Origin of the sequence: Methylobacterium soli (assembly GCF_008806385.1) — a bacterium.
In the GTDB taxonomy this organism is placed as follows: Bacteria; Pseudomonadota; Alphaproteobacteria; order Rhizobiales; family Beijerinckiaceae; genus Methylobacterium; species Methylobacterium soli.
Genome location: NZ_VZZK01000002.1, coordinates 133,080 through 153,457, shown reverse-complemented (window position 1 = coordinate 153,457; position 20,378 = coordinate 133,080). Strand labels below are relative to the sequence as shown.

The window sequence follows — 20,378 nt, the reverse complement described above, 5'->3', positions numbered from 1 at the left end:
TCAATCCGCCGCGCCGCCCGCACGGCGTCGCGGTTCGCCCTGGCGCCGCCGCCGCGCTATAACCGCCGGACCCCGCCAGAGCCCCGCTCCCGAGGCAGCCCCGATCCCCATGACCGAACCGCTCCTGTCCGTCGAAGACCTCTCGGTCGCCTTCCGTACGCGGGAGGGGGAGACGCGGGCGGTCGACCGGGTCAGCTTCACGATCGCGCCGGGCGAGACCCTGGCGCTCGTGGGCGAATCGGGTTCCGGCAAGTCGGTGACGGCGCTCTCGATCCTGCGCCTCCTCGACGGCGCCGCGCATCATCCGGGCGGGCGCATCGTCTTCAAGGGTCGGGACTTGCTGGCGCTGCCCGAGCGCGCCATGCGCGACGTGCGCGGCGCCGACATCACGATGGTGTTCCAGGAGCCGATGACCTCCCTCAACCCGCTGCACTCGATCCAGCGGCAGATCGGCGAGGTCCTGGCCCTGCATCGCGGCCTCACGGGCCGAAAGGCCCGCGCCCGCATCCTCGAACTGCTCGAACTCGTCGGCCTGCGCGACGCGGAGCGGCGCATGGGCGCCTACCCGCATGAATTGTCGGGCGGGCAGCGCCAGCGCGTGATGATCGCGATGGCGCTGGCCTGCGAGCCGGACCTCCTGGTCGCCGACGAGCCGACCACCGCCCTCGACGTCACCGTTCAGGCGCAGATCCTGTCGCTGCTTGCCGACCTGCAGAAGCGCCTCGGCATGGCGATGCTGTTCATCACCCACGATCTCGGCATCGTGCAGCGGATCGCCAGCCGCGTCTGCGTGATGCTGCAGGGCGCGATCGTGGAGGCGGGGCCTGTCGCGGAGGTCTTCTCGAGGCCCCAGCACGCCTATACCCAGCGCCTGATCGCCTCCGAGCCGAAGGGTCGGGCGAACCCGGTGCCGCCGCAGGCGCCCTTCCTGATCGAGGCCGGGCCGCTCAAGGTCTGGTTCCCGATCCGGGAGGGCCTCCTCCGGCGCACCACAGGCCACATCAAGGCGGTGGACGGGGTGCAACTCCTCGTGCGCGAGGGCGAGACCGTGGGGGTCGTCGGCGAATCGGGCTCCGGCAAGACGACGCTCGGGCTCGCGCTCCTGCGGCTGACGGGCTCGGAAGGCCCCATCGTCTTCCTGGGCAAGCCGATCGACGAGCTCGGCGTCGGCGCGATGCGGCCCCTGCGGCGGGACATGCAGGTGGTCTTCCAGGATCCCTACGGCTCCCTCTCGCCCCGGATGTCGGTGGCCGACATCGTGGCCGAGGGGCTGGTGGTGCAGGGCGAGATCCGCACGGGCGCCGAGCGTCGGGCGGTGGTGGCGCAGGCGCTCACCGATGTCGGGCTCGATCCCGCCGCGATGGACCGCTACCCGCACGAATTCTCCGGCGGCCAGCGCCAGCGCATCGCCATCGCGCGCGCGATGGTGCTGAAGCCCCGCTTCGTCGTCCTCGACGAGCCGACCTCGGCCCTTGACCGCTCCGTGCAATCGCAGATCGTCACCCTGTTGCGGGACCTGCAGCGGGAGCGAAAGCTCGCCTACCTGTTCATCAGCCACGACCTGAAGGTGGTGCGGGCGCTGGCCAATTACGTGCTGGTGATGCAGCACGGCCGCGTGGTCGAGGAAGGTCCGGCCGACGAGATCTTCGCCAGGCCCAGGACCGAGTACACCCGCACCCTGTTCTCCGCCGCCTTCGCGATGGAGAGCGCGACCGTGGCGGATACCGAGACCGTCTGAGCCGATGCCCCGCGCCCTCCTGATCGTGCTCGATTCCGTCGGCATCGGCGGCGCGCCGGATGCCGACCGCTACGGCGATGCCGGGGCCGACACGGTCGGGCATATCGCGGAGGCCTGCGCCGCCGGCCGGGGCGACCGGGACGGGCTGCGCCGGGGCCCCCTGGCCCTGCCGCACCTGAGCGCCCTCGGGCTCGGCCTCGCGGCGCGAGGGGCCACGGGCCGCGTCCCGCCGGGCCTGGAGCCGGTGGCGCCCGTGCGGGGCCTCTACGGACACGCGGTCGAGACGGCGGCCGGCAAGGATACGCCCTCCGGCCATTGGGAGATCGCGGGCCTGCCCGTCACGGAGGATTGGGGGCATTTCCCCGACGCGCATCCGGCCTTCCCGGCGGCGCTGACCGAGGCGCTGATCGCGCGCGGTGGGCTCCCGGGCATCCTCGGGGACGCGCATGCCTCGGGCACCGCCATCATCGACGCGCTCGGGCCCGAGCATGTCCGGACCGGCAAGCCGATCTGCTACACCTCCGCCGACAGCGTCTTCCAGATCGCCGCCCACGAGGAGACGTTCGGCCTGCAGCGCCTCTACGAACTTTGCGCCCTCGCGCGCGAACTCTGCGACCCCTACCGGATCGGGCGCGTCATCGCCCGGCCCTTCGCGGGCACGCCGGAGGCGGGGTTCCGGCGCACGCCGAACCGCAAGGATCTCGCCGTCGCGCCGCCCGGCGCCACCCTGCTCGACGCGCTGGCGGAGGCCGGACGGAGCGTGGTCAGCGTCGGCAAGATCGGCGACATCTTCGCCCACCGCGCCACCGGCCGCGAGATCAAGCCCGGCGGCAACGCCGCCTGCCTCGATGCCGCCCTGGCGGCGTTCCGGGCCCTGCCGGAGGGCGGCTTCGTCTTCCTCAACCTCGTGGATTTCGACACCGAGTACGGCCATCGCCGCGACGTGCCGGGCTACGCGGCCGAGCTCGAGGCCTTCGATGCGCGCCTCCCCGGGATCGACGCGGTGCTGGGGCCGGGGGATCTCTGCCTCGTCACCGCCGACCACGGCAACGACCCGACCTGGCACGGAACCGAGCACACCCGCGAGCAGGTCCCGATCCTCGGCTTCGGGCCCGGCATCATTCCCCGCGACGTCGGCCTGCGCGCGAGCTTCGCCGATATCGGCGCCGAAATCGCCCGGCATCTCGGCTTGCCGGCCCCGGGGGCGGGGCGCGCCTGGGGCTAGGGCCGGGCTCAGGGCGGGGGCGGTTCCGCCTCCTCGGCGGCCAGCGCCCGGATGTCGGCCTCGGTCGCCGCCTCGGGCGGCTTGCGCAGGCGCAGCGCCCGGGTGGGCCGGCCCGCCCGCATCACGAGCACGATCGTCTCGGTGTCGGGGCAGCCCGGATCGGGGCAGGCCATGGCGTTGACGTGGAGCGCGTCCTCGGGCCCGAGCGCGAGGCCGGCGACGAGATCCGCCTTCAGGCGCGCGCAGGCGGCGGCCTGCGCCGCCGAGCGCGCCCGCCACGCCTTGATGCCCAAGATCGGCATGGCGGTTCAGGCCCCCGGCATCGTCGGGCTGGCCCCGCGGCAGGGCCGGCCGGCGGGTCGATCGCGATCGGGTCGCGGCATGGGTTCGGGCTCCAGGCTGTAACAGTGTTTCATTGCGGTGATCCGTGCCTGTCAAGCCGCACCTGTGCAGCAACCGCTCTCCGGCGCGCCGACGGTGTCGAAAAACCGCATCCGCGTGTTAGGGGAAGACACGAGCCTGAAACGAAACGCCCACGGCCCCCTCGCGACGGGGCCGCGTGCGAGGAGGACCCCTTGCGACCCTGGCGCGAAGGACCGGGTGACCGGCGCAGCTACCACCACGGCAACCTCAAGGAGGCCCTGATCGAGGCGGCGCGCCGGTTCATCGCCGAGCGCGGCGTCGGCGGCTTCACCCTGGTGGATGCGGCCCGCCTCGTCGGCGTCACCCCGGCCGCGCTCTATCGGCATTTCCGCGGGCGCGAGGCCCTGCTCGAGGAGGTGGCGGGCCGCGGCTTCACCGACCTCGCCGAGCGCCTCGCCCGGGCGCTGACCTCGCGCGGCACCCCGCTGGAGCGCTTCACCCGCATGGGCGAGGCCTATCTCGCCTTCGCGGAGGAGGAGCCCGGCTATTACGCGGCGATCTTCGAGACCCGCGGCGGCCATCTCGGGCCGCAGGCCGCCGAGCGCCCGAGCCCGTTCGACCTGCTGGTCGAGGCCCTGCAATCGACCTTCCCGGACGGCTTCGGGGGCGTCGACCCGCGCTTCATCGCCCTCGAGGTCTGGGCGCTCTCCCACGGCCTCGCCACCCTCTCGGCCGCCGGCCAGCTGCCGCGGAGCCAGGGCGTGCCGGACAAGTACGAATTGCTGCGCGCCGGCGTGCTCGCGCTGGTGCACGGGGCCGGCGCGGCGAGATCCGGCTGAGGACCGCCACGGGCGCCTGCCTGAGACTGACGCCCGACGCTTCGGGAAATCTCCGGCGCCCAGCCCTTGAAACCGCCGAGGCGCACCCGCATGTGAATGTGGTTCACATTAACATTGGAGCCGTGAACCGTGAGCTTTTCCTCGACCTCCCCCTGGGCCAGCGGCAAAGCCTGCCGCAGCGGCCCCTTTCCCCGCCGCTCCCTCGAGATCGGCGCCATCGTGGTGAGCTTCATCTATTGGTGGCCGCTCGCCGTCGCCTACGTGGCCTGGAAGATCGCCGGCTACCCGGCCCTCGGCGAGATGCGCGACCTCGCCCGCCGCGGCGTGTCCTCGTGGAATTCGGGCACCCGCCCGGCCTCCCGCTTCGCCCGCGCCTTCGAGGCGGCCAATGCCGGCCCGAAGACGGGCAACTGGGCCTTCGACGAGTACCGCAACGCGGAGCTCGACCGGCTCGACGCGCAGCGCCGCGCCCTCCAGGAGGAGAGCCGGGCCTTCGCCGAGTTCGTCGAGGAGCTGAAGCGGGCCAAGGACCGCGAGCAGTTCGACGCCTTCATGGCCAAGCGCCGGGCGCCGGGCAACGACGGCGCGACGAACGTCTGATCCGCGCCGGCGCCGCCGGGCAACGCTCAATCACCAGGGCTCTCCGCACCGCGCGGGGAGCCTTTTTCGCGTGTCGATCCGGAGCCCAGGAATCCGCGCCTTGCCGGTGGCCGACGCGGCCGCTTTCGTGCATGCCTTCGCGGGGACCGGCCCCGGTCCCGACCGGCCCCGGTCCCGGGGCTTCCGCGTGGGAGGATCGGCGATGCAGGGTCAGACGGCGTCCGTGACGGTGGTGGACCACCCCCTGGTGCAGCACAAGCTGAGCCTGATGCGCGACCGGAACCGCTCGACGCAAGGCTTCCGCCGCCTGCTCAACGAGATCGGCATGCTGCTCGCCTACGAGGTCACCCGCGACCTGCCCCTCGAACCCGTCACCATCGAGACGCCGCTCCAGGTGATGGAGGGACGGCAGATCCAGGGCAAGAAGCTCGTCCTGGCGCCGATCCTGCGCGCCGGCGTCGGCTTCCTCGACGGGATGCTGTCGCTGCTGCCCTCGGCGCGGGTGGCGCATGTGGGCCTCTACCGCGATCCCGAGACGCTCGAGGCAGTCGAGTACTACTTCAAGGCCCCGTCCGACCTCGCCGACCGCACCGTGCTGGTGCTCGACCCCATGCTCGCGACAGCCAATTCCGCGGTGGCCGCCCTCCAGCGCCTGAAGGAGCGCGGCGCGCAGGATCTGCGCTTCGTCTGCCTGCTCGCGGCGCCCGAGGGGATCGCCCGGCTGCAAGCGCTCCATCCGGACGTGCCGATCTGGACCGCGGCCATCGACAGCCACCTCAACGATCACAGCTACATCGTGCCGGGCCTGGGCGATGCGGGCGACCGGATGTACGGCACGCGCTGAGGGCCGCATCCCCAGGCCCCGCCGGGCCGAATGCGCCCGAGAGTGCCTTCGCCCTTGCCAAGGCGCGCCCGGACCGCAACTAGGGGGGCACCTGAGGAGAGCCCGCATGCCAGCCACGCCGTCCCTGCCCGACACCATGCGCCAGATCCGCTTCGACGGCGCGGGCGGGCCCGAGGTTCTGACGCTCGACACGGCGCCGCTGCCCCAGCCCGGTCCCGGCCAGGTGCTGATCGAGGTCGTGGCGGCGGGGGTCAACCGGCCGGACGTGATGCAGCGCCTCGGCCATTACCCGCCCCCGAAGGGCGCCACCGAGATCCCGGGCCTCGAGGTCGCGGGCCGCGTCGTCGCCCTCGGGGAGGGCGTGCAGGGGCTGTCGCCGGGTCAGGAGGTCTGCGCCCTGACGATCAGCGGCGGCTACGCCGAATTCGCGGTGGCGGAGGCCGCCCAATGCCTGCCGAAGCCCGGGCCCCTGTCGCTCGTCGAGGCCGGCGGCCTGCCCGAGACCTTCTTCACGGTCTACGCGAACGTGATCATGCGGGGGCGCCTGAAGCCCGGCGAGATCTTCCTCGTCCATGGCGGGTCGAGCGGCATCGGCACCACGGCGATCCAGATCGCCAAGCAGCTCGGCGCCCATGTCTTCACCACCGCGGGCTCGGCCGAGAAATGCCGCTTCTGCGAGGAGCTCGGCGCGGATGCGGCCATCAATTACCGCGAGGCGGATTTCGCCGAGGAGGTGAAGCGCCTCACCGACGGCAAGGGCGTCGACGTGATCCTCGACATGATCGGGGCGAGCTACCTTCAGAAGAACCTCGCCTCGCTGGCGATCGAGGGACGCCTCGTGCTGATCGCCCTGATGGGCGGCTACAAGGCCGAGGGGCTCAACATCACGCCGATCATGCTCAAGCGCCTCACCTTCACGGGCGCCACGCTGCGGCCCCGGCCCAAGGCCGACAAGGCCGCGATCGCCGAGGGCCTGCGCCGCGACATCTGGCCGGAGCTCGAGGCCGGCACGATCAAGCCGGTGATCCACGCGACCTTCCCGCTGGAGAAGGCCGGCGAGGCCCATGCCTTGATGGAATCGAGCGCCCATCTCGGCAAGATCATGCTGGTGACCGGGCGCTGAGGCGCCCGCTCCCGCCTCCCGCCGATCACATCGGCGCGAGGAACTTGCAACCGCAACGCCGCGTTTCCGGCCGTCACACGGTTTCGGTTTGAACGACGGATCGCCCCGCGGGGGCGGACAGGCGAGGTTGCAAATGGTGGAACGACTTCCCGAGCAGAACGCGCGTCAGGGCTCCCGGGGCAAGCCCGTCCTGTACGTGCTGATCGCGAGTCTGGTGCTTCTCGCGATCGCGACGGTGGGTCTGCTGACGTGGAACGGCGCCAATTCCCCGAAGGATTACGCGAGCCAGAGCCAGGACGCCTCCCGCAAGGAAGTCACCGGCTCGGTGAGCGGCCAGTCCAACGCGCCGTCCTCGTCGAATTCCGGCAACGTCCCGGCCGCGAACCCTGCCTATCCGCAGCCGGCCCAGCCGAGCGCGAACGGCAACCAGCCCAAGCCATAATCGGGGATCTGCCCGGGTCTGAACGATCCGGCCGCACCCTCAATTCCCGCCGCGTCGCCCTTCCGGGCGGGGCGGCTTTCGCGTCTCAGCGGGTGGGCACCGGGTGCTCGCCGCGGTAATCGTAGAAGCCGCGCTTGGTCTTGCGGCCGAGCCAGCCCGCCTCGACATATTTCACCAGAAGCGGGCAGGGGCGGTACTTCGAATCCGCCAAGCCCTCGTAGAGGACCTGCATCACCGACAGGCAGGTGTCGAGGCCGATGAAGTCGGCGAGCTGCAGCGGGCCCATCGGGTGGTTCGCGCCGAGCCGCATCGCCGTATCGATGGATTCCACCGAGCCGACCCCCTCATAGAGGGTGTAGATCGCCTCGTTGATCATCGGCAGCAGGATGCGGTTGACGATGAAGGCCGGAAAATCCTCCGACATCGTCGAGGTCTTGCCGAGCTTGGCGATGAAGGCCTTGGCCGATTCGTAGGTCGGGTCCTCGGTGGCGATGCCGCGGATCAGCTCCACGAGCTGCATCACCGGCACCGGGTTCATGAAGTGGATGCCGATGAAGCGCTCCGGCCGGTCGGTCGATGCGGCGAGCCGGGTGATCGAGATCGACGAGGTGTTCGTCGCCACGATCGTGTCGGGGCCGAGCGACGGGCACAGGCTGGAGAAAATCTGGCGCTTGGTGGCCTCGTCCTCGGTGGCGGCCTCGATGACGAGGTCGCAGGCGGCGAGATCCTGGAAGCTCGCGGCCGGCGCGATGCGCTCGCGGGCTCTGCGGCGCAGAGCCTCGTCGAGATGCCCCTTGGCGACCTGGCGCGCGAGGTTGCCGTCGATGGTGGCGAGGCCCGACTCGACCCGCGTCCCCTCGCGGTCGTTCAGCAGGACATCGAGGCCCGCCACCGCGCAGACTTGGGCGATGCCGCTGCCCATCTGACCCGCACCGATGATCCCGACCCGCTTGATTTCGATGCCCATGTCGTCAACACGCCCCCGACGCGCGGCCGGACGGCCGCCCCAGAAATCCTGCTCAAACATCCAGCCGACGCGGGGGCGATCGAGGTTCGCCGCGGGCGCGTCGCTTCAAGTCTTTAGAACATTCCCGCGCGGGGGTGGAGCCCATTGCGGCGCGGGAATGCGCGATAGTCCGGCCGGCGCTCGGATCTCGCCCGCGCGCCGACCATTCCGACCGGGGCTGTTCTGATCAGCCCTTGGCCTTGGTGATCTCGGCCTGCAGCTCCGGCACGATCTGGAACAGGTCGCCGACCAGGCCGTAATCGGCCACCTGGAAGATCGGCGCGTCCTCGTCCTTGTTGATCGCCACGATGACCTTGGAATCCTTCATGCCGGCCAGGTGCTGGATCGCCCCCGAGATGCCGACCGCGACGTAGAGATCGGGCGCCACGACCTTGCCGGTCTGGCCCACCTGCCAGTCGTTCGGCGCGTAGCCCGCATCCACCGCCGCGCGCGAGGCGCCGACCGCGGCCCCGAGGCTGTCGGCCAGCGGCTCGATCAGTTCCTTGAACTTCTCGGCCGAGCCGAGCGAGCGCCCACCCGAGACGATGATGCGCGCGGCCGCCAGCTCCGGACGGTCGGACTTGGCGATCTCCTCGCCCTTGAAGGTCGAGCCGCCCGCCTCGGGGGCCGCTGCCGAGACGGCCTCGACGCCGGCGCTGCCGCCTTCGCCCGCCGCCTTGAAGGCGGCCGTGCGCACCGTGATCACCTTCTTGCCGGAGCCGGCCTGCACGGTCTGAATCGCGTTGCCGGCATAGATCGGGCGCTCGAAGGTGTCGGGCGAGACCACCGTGATGATGTCGGAGATCTGCGCCACGTCGAGGAGCGCGGCGACCCGCGGCAGCACGTTCTTGCCGGTGGTCGAGGCCGCCGCCAGGATGGTGTCGTAGGGCTCGGCGATCGTCGCGATCAGGGCGGCGGTCGGCTCGGCCAGCGCGTGGTCGTAGACCGCGTCCTCGGAATTCAGGACCTTCTCGAGCCCTTCGAGCTTGGCGGCGGCCTCGGCCGCGGCCTTCGAGCCCGAGCCCAGCACCAGGGCGTGGATCGGGCCGCCGATCGCCTGGGCCGCGGTCAGGGCCTTGAGGCTCGCATCGCGGATCGTGCCGTTCTCGTGCTCGAGAAACAGGAGGGTGGCCATGACTTCGTCCTCGAAGAATGGGCCCGCGGCGCCGTGCGGCGGCCGGCGGGCCGGAATGGAACGGGCTGGAGGGCGGGCATCCCCCTCCAGGGTGCGGGCTTGATCCTCTAGAGGACGCCCGCCTCGACCTTCAGCTTCTCCACGAGATCCGCCGCGGACGCGACCTTGACGCCGGCCTTGCGGCCCGCGGGCTCGACGGTCTTGAGCACCGTCAGGCGCGGGGTCACGTCGACCCCGAGGGCGTCGGGGGCGAGCTCATCGAGGGGCTTCTTCTTCGCCTTCATGATGTTCGGGAGCGAGGCGTAGCGCGGCTCGTTGAGGCGCAGATCCGTCGTCACGATGGCGGGCAGCGTGAGGCTCACCGTCTGCAGGCCGCCATCGACCTCACGCGTCACGTCGAGGCTGCCGTCCCCGAAGGCGATCCGGAAGGCGAAGGTGCCCTGCGGCCAGCCGAGCAGCGCGGCCAGCATCTGGCCGGTCTGGTTCGAATCGTCATCGATCGCCTGCTTGCCGAGGATGACGAGCTGAGGCGCCTCCTTCTCGACCACGGCCTTCAGGAGCTTGGCGACCGCCAGCGGCTCGCAATTCACGTCGGTCTTGATCAGGATCGCCCGGTCGGCGCCCATGGCGAGCGCCGTGCGCAGGGTCTCCTGGGCTTGCTGCGGGCCGATCGAGACCGCGACGATCTCCGTGACCTTGCCCTGCTCCTTGAGACGGATCGCCTCCTCGACGGCGATCTCGTCGAAGGGATTCATCGACATCTTGACGTTCGACAGCTCCACGCCCGAGCCGTCCGGCCGGACCCGGATCTTGACGTTGTAGTCGACGACCCGCTTGACGGGCACCAGTACCTTCATGGCGGTCACAATCCTTCGACACGGAAACAGTCACGCGAGCCGACGCGTCTGGCGGCGCAGCTTCGCGGGCGATCGCAAGGGATCAGGCCCCGTTCGCGCAGGGCGGCGGACCGTAACGGCCACATTTCCGCCTTGTCAACGCGCAGGCGGAGGCAAGCCCCCGGATTGGAGCGAACAGGGCTGCGGCAATGTTTTTAAGGAGGCGGTACGGCGGCGGGCGTCTTAGGCGGCGCCCCCGCGCGGTGAGCTCAGCGGTTCTTGCCCGGCACCCACAGCACGTCGTCGGCCCCGTTCGCGTTCGCGGTACGGCTGGCAACGAAGAGGAAGTCGGACAGGCGGTTCAGGTATTGCAGGGATTCGGCGGAGATGATCTCGCCCTCCACCATCGTGAGTTGCACCGCCAGGCGCTCGGCCCGGCGGCAGACCGTGCGGGCGAGGTGGAGCGCCGCCGAGGCCGGCGAGCCGCCCGGGAGCACGAAGGATTTCAGCGGCGCGAGGTCGGCGTTGAGGGTGTCGATGTCGAATTCGAGGCGCTTCACCTGCTGGGGCACGATCCGCAGGGGCTCGTAGGCCGGCGGCGTCTCGCTCGGGGGCGTGGCGAGGTCGGCGCCGAGGTCGAACAGGTCGTTCTGGATCGCCGCCAGCATCGCGTCGAGGCGCGGCTCCGCGTGAAGGCGCGCGAGGCCGATGCAGGCATTGGTCTCGTCGACGGTGCCGTAGGTCTCGATCCGCAGATCGGCCTTCGAGCGGCGCTCGCCGTTGGCGAGCGCTGTGGTGCCCTTGTCACCCGTGCGTGTGTAGATGCGGTTGAGCGTGACCAAGGGCGACCGGACCGTTTCTCTATTAGAACGTGTAGCCGAGCTTGCCGCCGAAATTCGTCAGGCCGCGGTTGTTGGCGCAGAGGCCCGCGTTCGACATGTGCTCGACGGTGGCCATGATGCTCCAATGCTCGGTCAGGCGGAAGCCCAGGGCCGCCGCCTCGCGGAACAGCGGGTTGCAGCCGAGCGCGTTGAAGCCCGGCGGCGTGATCGCCTTGATGCCGGTGGCGCCGTCGTGGAAGCCGACGCCGAAGAAGCCCTCGACGAAGACGATGTTGCGCAGGGTCTGCGGGAACAGGTCCACCGTCCAGGTACCGCCGAGATAGCCGTAGCTCGTCTTGCCGCCGAAATTATAGCTGCCGCCGGCGGTCGGGCGCGGCACGAAGGCCTGCCAGAACGGATCGAGGCTGACGAGCGGCTTGGCGAACAGGATCTCGCCGTTGATGTTCTGGGTGTTGCGCTCGGCGCTGCCGGGGTCCTGCACCGAGCCGCCGATGCGGACCTCGGAGACGATGCTCATCGGCTGGGCCGGCGGCGCGTAGGCGGCCCGTGGCGGGGCGTAGCCGAGATCGGCGGCCTCGACACCGTGGGCGGCCGTGAGGACGGCGGCGCCGGTCAGGATGCGGATGAGCTTGGACATCATGCAGGACGAATCCGGTTGAACCGGATGTGCGTATCACGCCGGCCGGATGCCCGGCAGGCGCCGGCCGCGCCGACTGGGCGAATTCATCCGGCCCGGGTCACGATAGAGCAACGGTGCGGCCTCCTCGCCACACCAGGGCGGCGGGCGTTGGCCGCTCAGGCGGAGCGCCACCAGACGACGCCCATGATGATCACGATGGCGACGAATTGCAGGAGGACGCGCAGGCGCATCAGGCGCTGGGAGAGATTGGCGCTGCCGCCGCGCATCATGTTGGCGAGGCCGAGCAGCAGCACGAGCGCCACCGCGAGGCAGGCGAGGAGGACGAGGGTGTTGGCGGACATCGTTGGAGCAATCTCGGGGTCGCGCGTCGCGGATCGGGATCCGCAACATAGGCCTTCGGACCCGCCCCCGGCAGGGGCGGCCGATCAATTCCGACGCAGCAGGCGCTCGAAGTAATCGAGTTCCTCGCGCGGGCGGGTCGGGTCGCCGAGCTTGCGGCGCAGTTCCTCCATGATCCGGCGGGCGCGCTGCACCGCGGATTCGTCGGCGGTCGGCACCCGCACCCGCCCGTCCGACATGTCGCGGCCGCGGGTCGGCCGGCCGAGGGGGTCGTCGTCGCGCGCGCCGGCCTGGCCCTGCGGGCCCGGCTGCTGGCCGCCCTCCTGCTCGCCTTGGCCCTGGCCCTCGCCCTTGGCCTCGGCCATGTCCTGCATCTGCTGGGCCATGCCCTCGGCGCCGCGCTTCAGCCCGTCGAGGGCGCGCCCCTGCGCGTCGACGGCCTCGCCGTCCTTGCCCTGGCGGAGGGCGTTCTCGGCCTGCCGCATGGCGTCCTCGGCATCGGAGAGGCCTTCCTCCCCCTGCATGCCGTTCTCCTTCATGCGGCGCTGGAGATCCTCCAGGCGCTGGCGCAGCGCCTGCTGGCGCTCGCCGACGCCGCCCTCGCCCTGCTGGCCGCGCTGACCCTGGCCGCGCTGACCCTGCTGACCTTGCTGACTTGGCTGCCCGGGTTCCTGCCCCTGGGGCTGGCCGCCCTGCTGCCCTTGCTGGCCTTGCTGACGCTGGCCCTGAGGCGGCTGGCCGCGCGGCTGCGGCCGCTGCCCGCGCTGGCCCTGCTCGGAGCCGCGCTTCTCCTGGCCGTCCCGGAAGGTCTCGTCCCGCAGGTCCTGCTGCTCGCGGGCCATCTGGTCGAGATCCTTCATCTGCTTCTGCATCTCGCGCGCGGTGGGGTCCGACTTGCCGCCCTGCTCGGCGGTCTGCAGGTTCTCCAGGATGTTGCGCAGCTGCTCCATCAGGCGCTGCGCCTCGGCGGTGTCGCCGCGCTTCATCGCCTCGGCCATGTCCTTCAGCATCTTGTCGAGGTCGTCCGGGGTGACGCTCTTGCCCGATGGCTGGTTCTGGCTCTTCTGCGAGGGGTCGCGCGGCTCCTTGCGCTGCTTCTCGGCCATCTCCTTCATGAACTTGTCGAGGGCCTGCTTCAGGTCCTGGGTCAGGCGCTGGATCTCGTCGTCGGGCGCGTTGCGCTCGATCGCCTCCTTGAGCCGGTCCTGGGCCTGGCGGAGCTGCTTCTCGGCATCCGAGAGGTCGCCATCCTCGATCTTGAGGGCCATCTCCCAGAGAAGGTCGGCCACCTCGGTCAGGTTCTCGTCGGTCTCGGCCCGGCGCAGGCGCCGGCTCGCGGTCTTCAGCCCGAGGAACACGCTCGGCTGCGGGGTGAACAGGTTCGGGGCGATCAGCAGCGCGTCGAGGGCGCCCTGCACCCGGACCCGGCCCTCGTCGGGGCTCGTGACGAGGCGGCGCCGCTCCTCCGCGAGGGAGCGGGCGAGAGGATCCTTGAAGGGGCGCGCCGGCAGGGTCATCTCGGCCGTCGCGGTTCGGCCCTCCTGCCCGGCCTCGTCCTTCACCACGATGGTGAAGCGCACCCGCGCGCCGGACCAGGGATTGTCGGTGAGGTCCACGAGGGTCTTGGTGTCGGCCTCGCCGCTGGCATCGGCCGGCAGGGCCAGCGCGATGCGCGGCGGCGCCACCAGCGCGCGCCCGGGCCGGAGGGGCTCGACCACCCCCTCGGCCGAGGCGATGCCGTAATCGTCCTTGGCCCGGTAGGTGAGGTTGAAGGTGCCGCGCCCGTTCACCTCGGGGCCGCCGACGCTCCGGACCTCGGGCGGGTTGTCGGGAATCGATTCGATCACGAGCCGCTGGGTCTGCGCGCCCGTCGCGATGGCGAGCTCGGCCAGGGGACCGGTGACCTGGAAGCGGTCCTCGCGCAGGTCCGGGCGCGCGGGCTTGCCGGGGAGGGGCTTCAGGCCGGGATTGGGCGTCAGCCTCGCCTCACCCTCTCCCGCGATCCGCACCACGAGCTGCGAATTGACCGGCGCGCGCAGGCGCTGCTCGGCGCCGCTCATGGTCACGATGAGCGGCGGCAGCCGGGTGTAGAGCGGCGGGTCGATCCAGCCGTCGACGCGGAAATTCGGGCCCGGCGCCGTGGGCTCGTGCCAGTCGAAGGCGCTGCCGATGCGCGCGCGCCACTCGGGCCCCGCCACGAACAGGCTCGCCACCGCGCACACCACCAGGGCGGCCCGCAGGGCGTAGGGATCGTGGCGCGGCATCATCGGCCGGGGCGGGCCGACCCGGAGCTTGGCGATTGCCGCCGCGGCGCGGCGCTGATGCAGGGCCCAGAGCACCCGCGTCGCCGGATCCTGCGCGCCGAGCGCGAGGGTGTCCTCGATGGCGGAGGCCGGGTTGTGCAGCGGCGTGCCGGCCGCTTCCCCCGTGCGGGCGGACCCCGCGCGGGCGGCGGCGTCCCGGTCGATCCGGGCCAGGGCCTCGCGCCGGCCGAGCCGGGACATTGCCAGGAGCGGCACCAGCGCGGCCGCGAGGGCGAGGGCGAAGAGGCCGAGGCCGACCATGCGCCAGGCGGGCGAAAGATCCAGCCAGAACCCGAGCCAGGAGGCCGCCAGGAAGGCCAGCATCACCCCGATGCCGCGCCAGAGCACGGGCCAGGCCCGTTCCCACAGGCCGGCGGCGCGGGCCTGCGCCACGAGCCGGTCGAGCCGCGCCTGCACGGCCGTCTCGACCGTTCTCGGAGGATCCTTGCTCACGCGCGTCGTGGTCCCGTCCCCGTCCCCGTTCACCGCAGAAGACCCCGCTCGCCGAACGGCGCCCGGCATGCACGGTTCCTTAGGCTAGCATGGTGCTCAAGGCGGGCCAGCGGGTCAAATGCGCTCAGGGGCCGGCCGCGCCGGAAGCACCATGGCTGTTCAAAATCGCTTGAAGGCGCTACCGGACATGTTGCGCCGGCAACCAAGCCGCCGCGGGATCTACGCGAGCCGAGCCAGGGCCATGCCGACCTACCACCTCCGCGTCGCCTGGCGGGAGAATAGCGGGATCGTCCGGCCGCCCGTCTGCGACGACCCGATCGAGGCGCCGAGCCTGCGCGACGCCATCGCGGTGGCGCTGACGCGCTCGCAGAGCCTGCTCAGCGCGGGCACGAACCTCGCCTGGCTCGTGGATCCCGACGGCCACGTCGCCTGGACGCTGGAGATGGACGAGGACAGCGCGGTCGCGGTCTGACGGGCCGGGCTGATCTCGACGGCGCGGCGGAGGCCTGTAGTCTCGCCGGGCGCCGCACAAGGCAGTCGAGGGGCCTGAACGGATGACGAGCGACGACGCGCAGCAATTCGCGAGCGACAATTATTCCGGGATCTGCCCGGAGGCCTGGGCCGCGATGGAGGCGGCCAATCGCGGCCACGCCCCGGCCTACGGGGAGGATGCCTGGACGAACCGCGCCGCGGACGCCTTCCGGGCCCTGTTCGAGACGCCCTGCCAGGTGTTCTTCGCCTTCAACGGCACCGCCGCCAACGCCCTGGCGCTCGCTTCCCTCTGCCAATCCTACCACAGCGTCATCTGCGCGGACTCGGCGCATGTGGAGACGGACGAGTGCGGCGCGCCGGAATTCTTCTCCAACGGCTCCAAGCTCCTCAGCGTGCGCACGGCGAGCGGCAAGCTGACCCCGGAGGCGATCCGCGCCACCGCGACGAACCGCACCGACATCCACTTCCCGAAGCCCCGCGTGGTGACGCTCACCCAGCCGACCGAGACCGGGCAGGTCTACGACCTCGCCGAGTTGCGGGCGATCTCGAGCGTCTGCCGGGAACTCGGCCTGAGCCTGCACATGGATGGCGCGCGCTTCGCCAATGCCTGCGCGAGCCTCGGCTGCAGCCCGGCCGAGATGACCTGGCAGGCCGGGATCGACGTGCTCTGCTTCGGCGGCACCAAGAACGGCATGCATGCGGGCGAGGCGGTCTTGTTCTTCAATGCCGCCCTGGCGGAGGATTTCGGCTATCGCTGCAAGCAGGCCGGGCAGCTCGCCTCGAAGATGCGTTTCCTGGCGGCGCCCTGGGTCGGCATGCTGGAATCCGGGGCCTGGCTCAGCCATGCCCGGCACGCGAATGCGTGCGCGCGCGGCTTCGCGGCGGCGATCACGGACCTGCCCGAGGTGGAGCTGATGTTCCCGGTCCAGGCGAACGGGGTGTTCCTGCGCATGCCGCCCGACCGGATGGAGGCCTTGCGGCGGCGGGGCTGGCGCTTCTACACCTTCATCGGCGGCGGCGCCCGGTTCATGTTCGCCTGGGATGCCGACCCGGCCCGGGTGGAGGCCCTCATCCGCGACCTGAGGGCGGTCGCCCGCGATCGCGCCGCCTGAGGGCCGGGGCGGGCCGTCGAGCTCTGGTCGAGCGCCTCGGCACCCACGACAAGCCCGAGGCGGCGCCGGCGGGCGCGGGGCACTGAGCCCGGCGGCTCAATCCAGCCAGTCGGGCACCCGGTCGAGGGCGATCAGCTCCTCGTAGCTCTGGCGCGGGCGCACCAGGGCCGCTGCGTCTCCCCGCACCAGCACCTCGGGCACGAGGCGGCGGGTGTTGTAGGTGCCGGCCTGGACGGCGCCGTAGGCGCCCGCCGTCATCACGGCGATGAGGTCGCCGGGCGCGACCTCCGGCATCTCGCGGTTGAGCGCCAGATAATCGCCGGTCTCGCAGACCGGGCCGACCACGTCCGCGACGATGCGGGGCGTGTCCGCGGCGGGTTCGACCACCGGGCGCAGGGCGTGGAAGGCCTCGTAGAGGGTCGGGCGGATCAGGTCGTTCATCGCGCCGTCGACGATCACGAAGGTGCGGCCCTCCGAATGCTTCACGTAGATCACGCGGGTGACCAGGATGCCGGCATTGCCGGCGATCATCCGGCCGATCTCGAAGACGGGCCGCAGGTTCAGCGGCGCGAAATGCGGGCGCAGCACCGCAGCGAGCGCCATCGGGTCGGGCGGGGGCGCGTTGTCGTCGCGATAGGGGATGCCGAGGCCGCCGCCGAAATCGATGTGGTGGAGTTCGTGGCCCGCGGCCAGCAGGTCGCGGGCGAGGCCGGCGAGCAGCCGCGCCGCGTTGTCGAAGGGCGCCAGATCGGTGATTTGGCTGCCGATATGCATGTCGATGCCCGCGACCTTCAGCCCCGGCAGCGCGGCGGCCTGCGCGTAGACGCCGGGCGCCCGGGTGATCGGGATGCCGAACTTGTTCTCGTACTTGCCGGTCGAGATCTTGGCATGCGTGCCCGCATCCACGTCCGGGTTGACCCGGATCGAGACCGGGGCGGTGAGCCCGAGGCTCTGGGCCACTTCCGAGAGCACGACGAGCTCGGGCTCGCTCTCGACGTTGAAGCAGAAGATGTTGGCCTTGAGGGCCGCGGCCATCTCGGCGCGGGTCTTGCCGACGCCCGAGAACACGATCCGCTGCGCATCGACCCCGGCCGCGAGGGCGCGCCGCAACTCGCCCTCCGAGACGATGTCCATGCCGGCGCCCTGGCGCGCGAGCGTGCGCAGCACCGCCTGGTTCGAGTTCGCCTTCATGGCGAAGCACACGAGGGCGTCGTCGCCCGCGAAGGCCTCGGCGAAAACCCGGTAATGCCGCTCGAGGGTGGCGGTGGAGTAGCAGTAGAACGGCGTGCCGACATCCTCGGCGAGGCGCGTCAGGTCGACGTCCTCGGCCTGCAGGCGGCCGTCACGGTAGTGAAAATGATGCATCGGCGGACGGCTGAAACCCTACAGGATGGGATCGAGGAAGAAGGGCTGCTTGGGCACGGTGTAGCCGCGCTTCGCGCCGCGCTCGGTCAGGACCGGCGCTTCGGTTCCGGAGGGCGGGATCGCCGAGAGGGGCAGCTCGTCGCCCGCCTGGACCGCCGCCGGGTCGGGCGCGGCGGAGCCGCCGCCGAGGCCGACGCTGGTGGGAAGGGTGCGCCCTCCCGCGGCGGCGACCGTCGCGCCCCCGATCGCGCTTCCCGTGCCGGAGGCGCGCACACCGGCGCGCGGGCCCGCATCGGCGCGGGTGTCGGGCGGCTCCAGGGAGCCGCGCCGCCCGCAGGCCGAGACCGCCAGGGCGACGAGGCCGGCCGCGGCGAGGAGCTTCAGGAAACGGGGAGGCAGCATCGACGCGGGTCCGGCACGCATTCGGGGTGCCCGTGACGGGCGCTCCACCTTAGCGCCTGCCGATACCCGAGGCGAGCGCAGGCGCGCAACAGCCAAGCTGCGCGCCTATTTCCTGGAACCGACGCCCTCAGCCCCGCTTGCGGCTCGGGGAGGCCTGGTAGGCGTCGATGGCGCGGCGGCAATTCTCGGAGAGCTTCTGCCAGTTTTTCTCGAAACAGGCATCCATGGCCGGATCGTCGGGCGAGAGGTTGCCGCAATAGGTGAGGTAATCACCGGTGCAGTACTTCTTCAGGGTCTCGTTGCCCCGCTTGGTCTGGGGTGCCGGGTCGGCCGAGGCCGGGGCAGCGAGCGACACGGCGATGCCGAGCGCAAGGCCAAGGGACGTCAGCTTCAGAGCCATGAAATCGCGTTCCGTCTTCTGTGAAGGGAGAATGGTGCCCGGATGATGCCTTTGCGTGGTCGAAACAAGGCACACCGGAGGTAACGGCGCCGTGAATGCGCCTTTCGTCCGGACCGTGGCGCGGACCCGCCGCACAGAGCCCGCGATCCGTCGGGCCTCGATTCCTCAGTTCCTGGCCTGGAGCGCGTAGGCGTCGACCGCCGGAAGGCGCTCGCGCCGGGTCAGGGCATCCGCGACCTCGGTGATGCGGTGGCGCAGATCGGCATTCTCGCGGTGCAGGTCCTCGCCCCGGTGGGTGAGTGCCTGCGCCAGCGCATCCTCGGCGGCCGCGAGGCTCGCCCGCAGGGTGTCGCGCTCGGTCACCAGGGCGGCCTGCTGGGCGGCGTGATCCGTCGGCGCGGTCGAGGACTCGGAGAGCCGGGCGGCGTCGCGCTCGCGGCGGGTGGCGATCAGGGTTTCCAGGAGGTCGCCATGCGCCTCCTCCAGCGCCTGCAGGGTGGCGAGCCCAGCGCTACCCTCCTCGCGAGTCGCGCCGAGCTCGTCCTCGATCCGGGCGAGATTGGCCTGCATGCCGGCGATCTCGGCGGCGCGGTCGGCCAGATTCCGGTCCCGCGTCTCCACGTCGCGCGCGAGCGCCGCGGCTTCCATGCTGCGGGCGCCGATCTCGGCCATGTCGGCGTGGCGCTTGGCCCGCACCGCCTCGACCTTCCGCTCGAGCCGCCGCTGCTGAACGGCGAACTGGGCGCGCAGGTAATCCTTCTCCGCCGCGATCTCCCCGTAGGAGAGCGGGAACATGCCCTCGACCCGCCGCCGGGCGAGACGCGCCGCGCGCTTGTTCACGGCCGGCAGGATCAGCAGGGCGACCAAGCTCGCGGCCAGGAAGCCGAGGGCGAAGATCATGATGGTTTCGATCACGCGGGCACGCTCATCCACCGAGCCTGACGGGACGTGGCCGGACGGGTCCGCTCGCGCGGCGCCGCTCTCGGCCGGATCCCGTCATTAGCCCATCTTCGGGCCTTGAGGGCAAATTTTGCGCTCGGGCTGCCCTGGGCACCCGGCTCAGAAGGGGTTCCAGGTCGGGCGGCTGGTGAATTTCAGGTAGCCGACATTGATCCCGAGACGCGCCCCGACGCCGGTGCGGATCGGCACCACCACGATGCCGTCCGCGGTCGCGGCGGTCATCCCGAAGCCGCCGACCAGGTAGGCCGAGCCGTCGACGCCGCCGAAGCGGCGGTAGAGATCCTCGACCGCACTCAGGTTGTAGACGAGCATCATCGTGCGGGCGCCCTCGCCGCCGACGTCGAAGCCGACGGTCGGCCCCTGCCAATAGACCCGCCGCTGCCCGGCATTGCGGGTGTAGAGCGTCCCCTCGCCGTAGCGCAGGCCGCCCACGATGGCGCCCGAGGCTTCCTGGCCCAGGATGTAGCCGTTGGGCTCGCCCCAGCGCCGGGTCGCCTCCTGCACGGTAAGCGCGAGGCCGCGCGAGACCGAGCCGAAGAAGCGATGGCCGGAATCGACGACTTCGGAGGCCCGGAACGAATCCGGGTTGCCCGGATCGTCGCCGGGCCGGGCGAGCGAGGCGCTCCCGCCCCCGCAGGCGAGGGCCAGCAGGAGCGCGAGGCCGATTGCGCGCACGGCCGGACGCAGGGGCGCGCGCTTGTCCGAGACCGCGCTGCGCCGGAATCCGGCGCGGTGGAGACCTTGAAACCTCGACATCGTTCCTCCTCGCCCGCAATGGGGCTCTCCGAGGCGATCGGGCGATCCGTCCGGACCTCGCATCCGGGCCGGACCAGGATGGCGCCGGGGCGCCAGGCCGGAGGTCCGGGATTTCGGCCGCCGCGTCGGTGGCGGCTGCGATCCCGGGATTGCATCGAACCCC

Annotated in this window: 22 protein-coding genes; 9 read left to right on the top strand and 13 right to left on the bottom strand. The window is 71.4% G+C overall.

The annotated features are described in order from the left end of the window. The first annotated feature begins 109 nt into the window (after positions 1–109). A complete protein-coding gene (locus F6X53_RS02830; protein ID WP_150997015.1) occupies positions 110–1,738 on the top strand; it encodes an ABC transporter ATP-binding protein in 1,629 nt (542 codons plus the stop codon). A 4-nt stretch (positions 1,739–1,742) separates the two neighbouring features. Then, positions 1,743–2,963: a phosphopentomutase gene (locus F6X53_RS02825; protein WP_150997013.1), complete on the top strand. Its 1,221-nt coding sequence runs from the start codon at positions 1,743–1,745 to the stop codon at positions 2,961–2,963. A gap of 8 nt (positions 2,964–2,971) precedes the next feature. On the opposite strand, the gene F6X53_RS02820 is transcribed toward F6X53_RS02825, so the two are convergent. After that, positions 2,972–3,265, bottom strand: coding sequence for a hypothetical protein (locus F6X53_RS02820; RefSeq protein WP_150997011.1), 294 nt, complete (start codon positions 3,263–3,265; stop codon positions 2,972–2,974). A 273-nt stretch (positions 3,266–3,538) separates the two neighbouring features. On the opposite strand from F6X53_RS02820, the gene F6X53_RS02815 reads away from it, so the two are divergent. The 5 genes from F6X53_RS02815 to F6X53_RS02795 all read left to right on the top strand — a co-directional run bounded on the left by F6X53_RS02815 (position 3,539) and on the right by F6X53_RS02795 (position 7,174). Then, positions 3,539–4,165 carry a TetR/AcrR family transcriptional regulator gene (locus tag F6X53_RS02815; RefSeq protein WP_150997009.1) on the top strand — a complete coding sequence of 209 codons (627 nt, stop codon included), beginning with the start codon at positions 3,539–3,541 and terminating at the stop codon, positions 4,163–4,165. 129 nt (positions 4,166–4,294) lie between these two features. Continuing rightward, entirely contained in the window at positions 4,295–4,765 is a 471-nt protein-coding gene (locus tag F6X53_RS02810; RefSeq protein WP_150997007.1) for a DUF2852 domain-containing protein, read from the top strand. Between the two features lie 202 nt (positions 4,766–4,967). Beyond that, entirely contained in the window at positions 4,968–5,609 is a 642-nt protein-coding gene (upp, locus tag F6X53_RS02805; RefSeq protein ID WP_150997005.1) for a uracil phosphoribosyltransferase, read from the top strand. A gap of 106 nt (positions 5,610–5,715) precedes the next feature. Further along, positions 5,716–6,732, top strand: coding sequence for an NAD(P)H-quinone oxidoreductase (locus F6X53_RS02800; RefSeq protein WP_150997003.1), 1,017 nt, complete (start codon positions 5,716–5,718; stop codon positions 6,730–6,732). A 133-nt stretch (positions 6,733–6,865) separates the two neighbouring features. After that, positions 6,866–7,174, top strand: a complete 309-nt coding sequence (locus F6X53_RS02795; RefSeq protein WP_150997000.1) for a hypothetical protein — start codon at positions 6,866–6,868, stop codon at positions 7,172–7,174. Between the two features lie 85 nt (positions 7,175–7,259). Here the strand turns inward: F6X53_RS02795 and F6X53_RS02790 are convergent, their stop codons facing one another. The 7 genes from F6X53_RS02790 to F6X53_RS02760 all read right to left on the bottom strand — a co-directional run bounded on the left by F6X53_RS02790 (position 7,260) and on the right by F6X53_RS02760 (position 14,797). Beyond that, positions 7,260–8,141, bottom strand: coding sequence for a 3-hydroxybutyryl-CoA dehydrogenase (locus F6X53_RS02790; protein ID WP_150996998.1), 882 nt, complete (start codon positions 8,139–8,141; stop codon positions 7,260–7,262). Positions 8,142–8,367: 226 nt separating this feature from the next. After that, the gene (locus F6X53_RS02785; protein ID WP_150996996.1) at positions 8,368–9,315 is read right to left on the bottom strand and encodes an electron transfer flavoprotein subunit alpha/FixB family protein; all 948 of its coding nucleotides are present in this window, start codon (positions 9,313–9,315) and stop codon (positions 8,368–8,370) included. 107 nt (positions 9,316–9,422) lie between these two features. Next, positions 9,423–10,172: an electron transfer flavoprotein subunit beta/FixA family protein gene (locus F6X53_RS02780; protein WP_150996994.1), complete on the bottom strand. Its 750-nt coding sequence runs from the start codon at positions 10,170–10,172 to the stop codon at positions 9,423–9,425. Positions 10,173–10,420: 248 nt separating this feature from the next. After that, positions 10,421–10,993, bottom strand: a complete 573-nt coding sequence (locus tag F6X53_RS02775) for a cob(I)yrinic acid a,c-diamide adenosyltransferase (RefSeq protein ID WP_150996992.1) — start codon at positions 10,991–10,993, stop codon at positions 10,421–10,423. Between the two features lie 22 nt (positions 10,994–11,015). Further along, positions 11,016–11,633: an acyloxyacyl hydrolase gene (locus tag F6X53_RS02770; RefSeq protein WP_150996989.1), complete on the bottom strand. Its 618-nt coding sequence runs from the start codon at positions 11,631–11,633 to the stop codon at positions 11,016–11,018. 155 nt (positions 11,634–11,788) lie between these two features. Beyond that, a complete protein-coding gene (locus F6X53_RS02765; RefSeq protein WP_150961999.1) occupies positions 11,789–11,974 on the bottom strand; it encodes a twin transmembrane helix small protein in 186 nt (61 codons plus the stop codon). Between the two features lie 84 nt (positions 11,975–12,058). After that, a complete protein-coding gene (locus tag F6X53_RS02760) occupies positions 12,059–14,797 on the bottom strand; it encodes a TIGR02302 family protein (RefSeq protein WP_150996987.1) in 2,739 nt (912 codons plus the stop codon). 172 nt (positions 14,798–14,969) lie between these two features. Between F6X53_RS02760 and F6X53_RS02755 the strand changes: the two genes are divergently transcribed. Both F6X53_RS02755 and F6X53_RS02750 read left to right on the top strand, forming a co-directional pair. Next, positions 14,970–15,200 carry a hypothetical protein gene (locus F6X53_RS02755; RefSeq protein WP_150996985.1) on the top strand — a complete coding sequence of 77 codons (231 nt, stop codon included), beginning with the start codon at positions 14,970–14,972 and terminating at the stop codon, positions 15,198–15,200. A gap of 82 nt (positions 15,201–15,282) precedes the next feature. After that, positions 15,283–16,332, top strand: a complete 1,050-nt coding sequence (locus tag F6X53_RS02750; protein WP_150996983.1) for a threonine aldolase family protein — start codon at positions 15,283–15,285, stop codon at positions 16,330–16,332. Between the two features lie 96 nt (positions 16,333–16,428). Here F6X53_RS02750 and lysA read toward each other — a convergent pair whose 3' ends face one another. The 5 genes from lysA to F6X53_RS02725 form a co-directional block, all read right to left on the bottom strand. Further along, positions 16,429–17,697, bottom strand: a complete 1,269-nt coding sequence (lysA, locus tag F6X53_RS02745; RefSeq protein ID WP_150996981.1) for a diaminopimelate decarboxylase — start codon at positions 17,695–17,697, stop codon at positions 16,429–16,431. Positions 17,698–17,715: 18 nt separating this feature from the next. Next, complete coding sequence (gene lptM, locus F6X53_RS02740) at positions 17,716–18,099, bottom strand: LPS translocon maturation chaperone LptM (RefSeq protein ID WP_150996979.1); 384 nt, start codon at positions 18,097–18,099, stop codon at positions 17,716–17,718. Between the two features lie 127 nt (positions 18,100–18,226). Then, the gene (locus F6X53_RS02735; protein WP_150996977.1) at positions 18,227–18,499 is read right to left on the bottom strand and encodes a 3',5'-cyclic-nucleotide phosphodiesterase; all 273 of its coding nucleotides are present in this window, start codon (positions 18,497–18,499) and stop codon (positions 18,227–18,229) included. Between the two features lie 165 nt (positions 18,500–18,664). Beyond that, complete coding sequence (locus F6X53_RS02730; protein WP_244965509.1) at positions 18,665–19,414, bottom strand: hypothetical protein; 750 nt, start codon at positions 19,412–19,414, stop codon at positions 18,665–18,667. A gap of 144 nt (positions 19,415–19,558) precedes the next feature. Then, positions 19,559–20,215, bottom strand: coding sequence for a DUF1134 domain-containing protein (locus F6X53_RS02725; protein ID WP_150996975.1), 657 nt, complete (start codon positions 20,213–20,215; stop codon positions 19,559–19,561). Positions 20,216–20,378: the final 163 nt, after the last annotated feature.

Bases quoted from the DNA above. Each gene is read 5' to 3' on its own strand.
- F6X53_RS02830 (WP_150997015.1), top strand. From the start codon at position 110: ATGACCGAACCGCTCCTGTCCGTCGAAGACCTCTCGGTCGCCTTCCGT.
- F6X53_RS02825 (WP_150997013.1), top strand. From the start codon at position 1,743: ATGCCCCGCGCCCTCCTGATCGTGCTCGATTCCGTCGGCATCGGCGGC.
- F6X53_RS02820 (WP_150997011.1), bottom strand. From the start codon at position 3,265: ATGCCGATCTTGGGCATCAAGGCGTGGCGGGCGCGCTCGGCGGCGCAG.
- upp (WP_150997005.1), top strand. From the start codon at position 4,968: ATGCAGGGTCAGACGGCGTCCGTGACGGTGGTGGACCACCCCCTGGTG.
- F6X53_RS02800 (WP_150997003.1), top strand. From the start codon at position 5,716: ATGCCAGCCACGCCGTCCCTGCCCGACACCATGCGCCAGATCCGCTTC.
- F6X53_RS02795 (WP_150997000.1), top strand. From the start codon at position 6,866: ATGGTGGAACGACTTCCCGAGCAGAACGCGCGTCAGGGCTCCCGGGGC.
- F6X53_RS02790 (WP_150996998.1), bottom strand. From the start codon at position 8,141: ATGGGCATCGAAATCAAGCGGGTCGGGATCATCGGTGCGGGTCAGATG.
- F6X53_RS02785 (WP_150996996.1), bottom strand. From the start codon at position 9,315: ATGGCCACCCTCCTGTTTCTCGAGCACGAGAACGGCACGATCCGCGAT.
- F6X53_RS02780 (WP_150996994.1), bottom strand. From the start codon at position 10,172: ATGAAGGTACTGGTGCCCGTCAAGCGGGTCGTCGACTACAACGTCAAG.
- F6X53_RS02770 (WP_150996989.1), bottom strand. From the start codon at position 11,633: ATGATGTCCAAGCTCATCCGCATCCTGACCGGCGCCGCCGTCCTCACG.
- F6X53_RS02765 (WP_150961999.1), bottom strand. From the start codon at position 11,974: ATGTCCGCCAACACCCTCGTCCTCCTCGCCTGCCTCGCGGTGGCGCTC.
- F6X53_RS02760 (WP_150996987.1), bottom strand. From the start codon at position 14,797: ATGCCGGGCGCCGTTCGGCGAGCGGGGTCTTCTGCGGTGAACGGGGAC.
- F6X53_RS02755 (WP_150996985.1), top strand. From the start codon at position 14,970: ATGCCGACCTACCACCTCCGCGTCGCCTGGCGGGAGAATAGCGGGATC.
- F6X53_RS02750 (WP_150996983.1), top strand. From the start codon at position 15,283: ATGACGAGCGACGACGCGCAGCAATTCGCGAGCGACAATTATTCCGGG.
- lysA (WP_150996981.1), bottom strand. From the start codon at position 17,697: ATGCATCATTTTCACTACCGTGACGGCCGCCTGCAGGCCGAGGACGTC.
- lptM (WP_150996979.1), bottom strand. From the start codon at position 18,099: ATGCTGCCTCCCCGTTTCCTGAAGCTCCTCGCCGCGGCCGGCCTCGTC.
- F6X53_RS02735 (WP_150996977.1), bottom strand. From the start codon at position 18,499: ATGGCTCTGAAGCTGACGTCCCTTGGCCTTGCGCTCGGCATCGCCGTG.
- F6X53_RS02725 (WP_150996975.1), bottom strand. From the start codon at position 20,215: ATGTCGAGGTTTCAAGGTCTCCACCGCGCCGGATTCCGGCGCAGCGCG.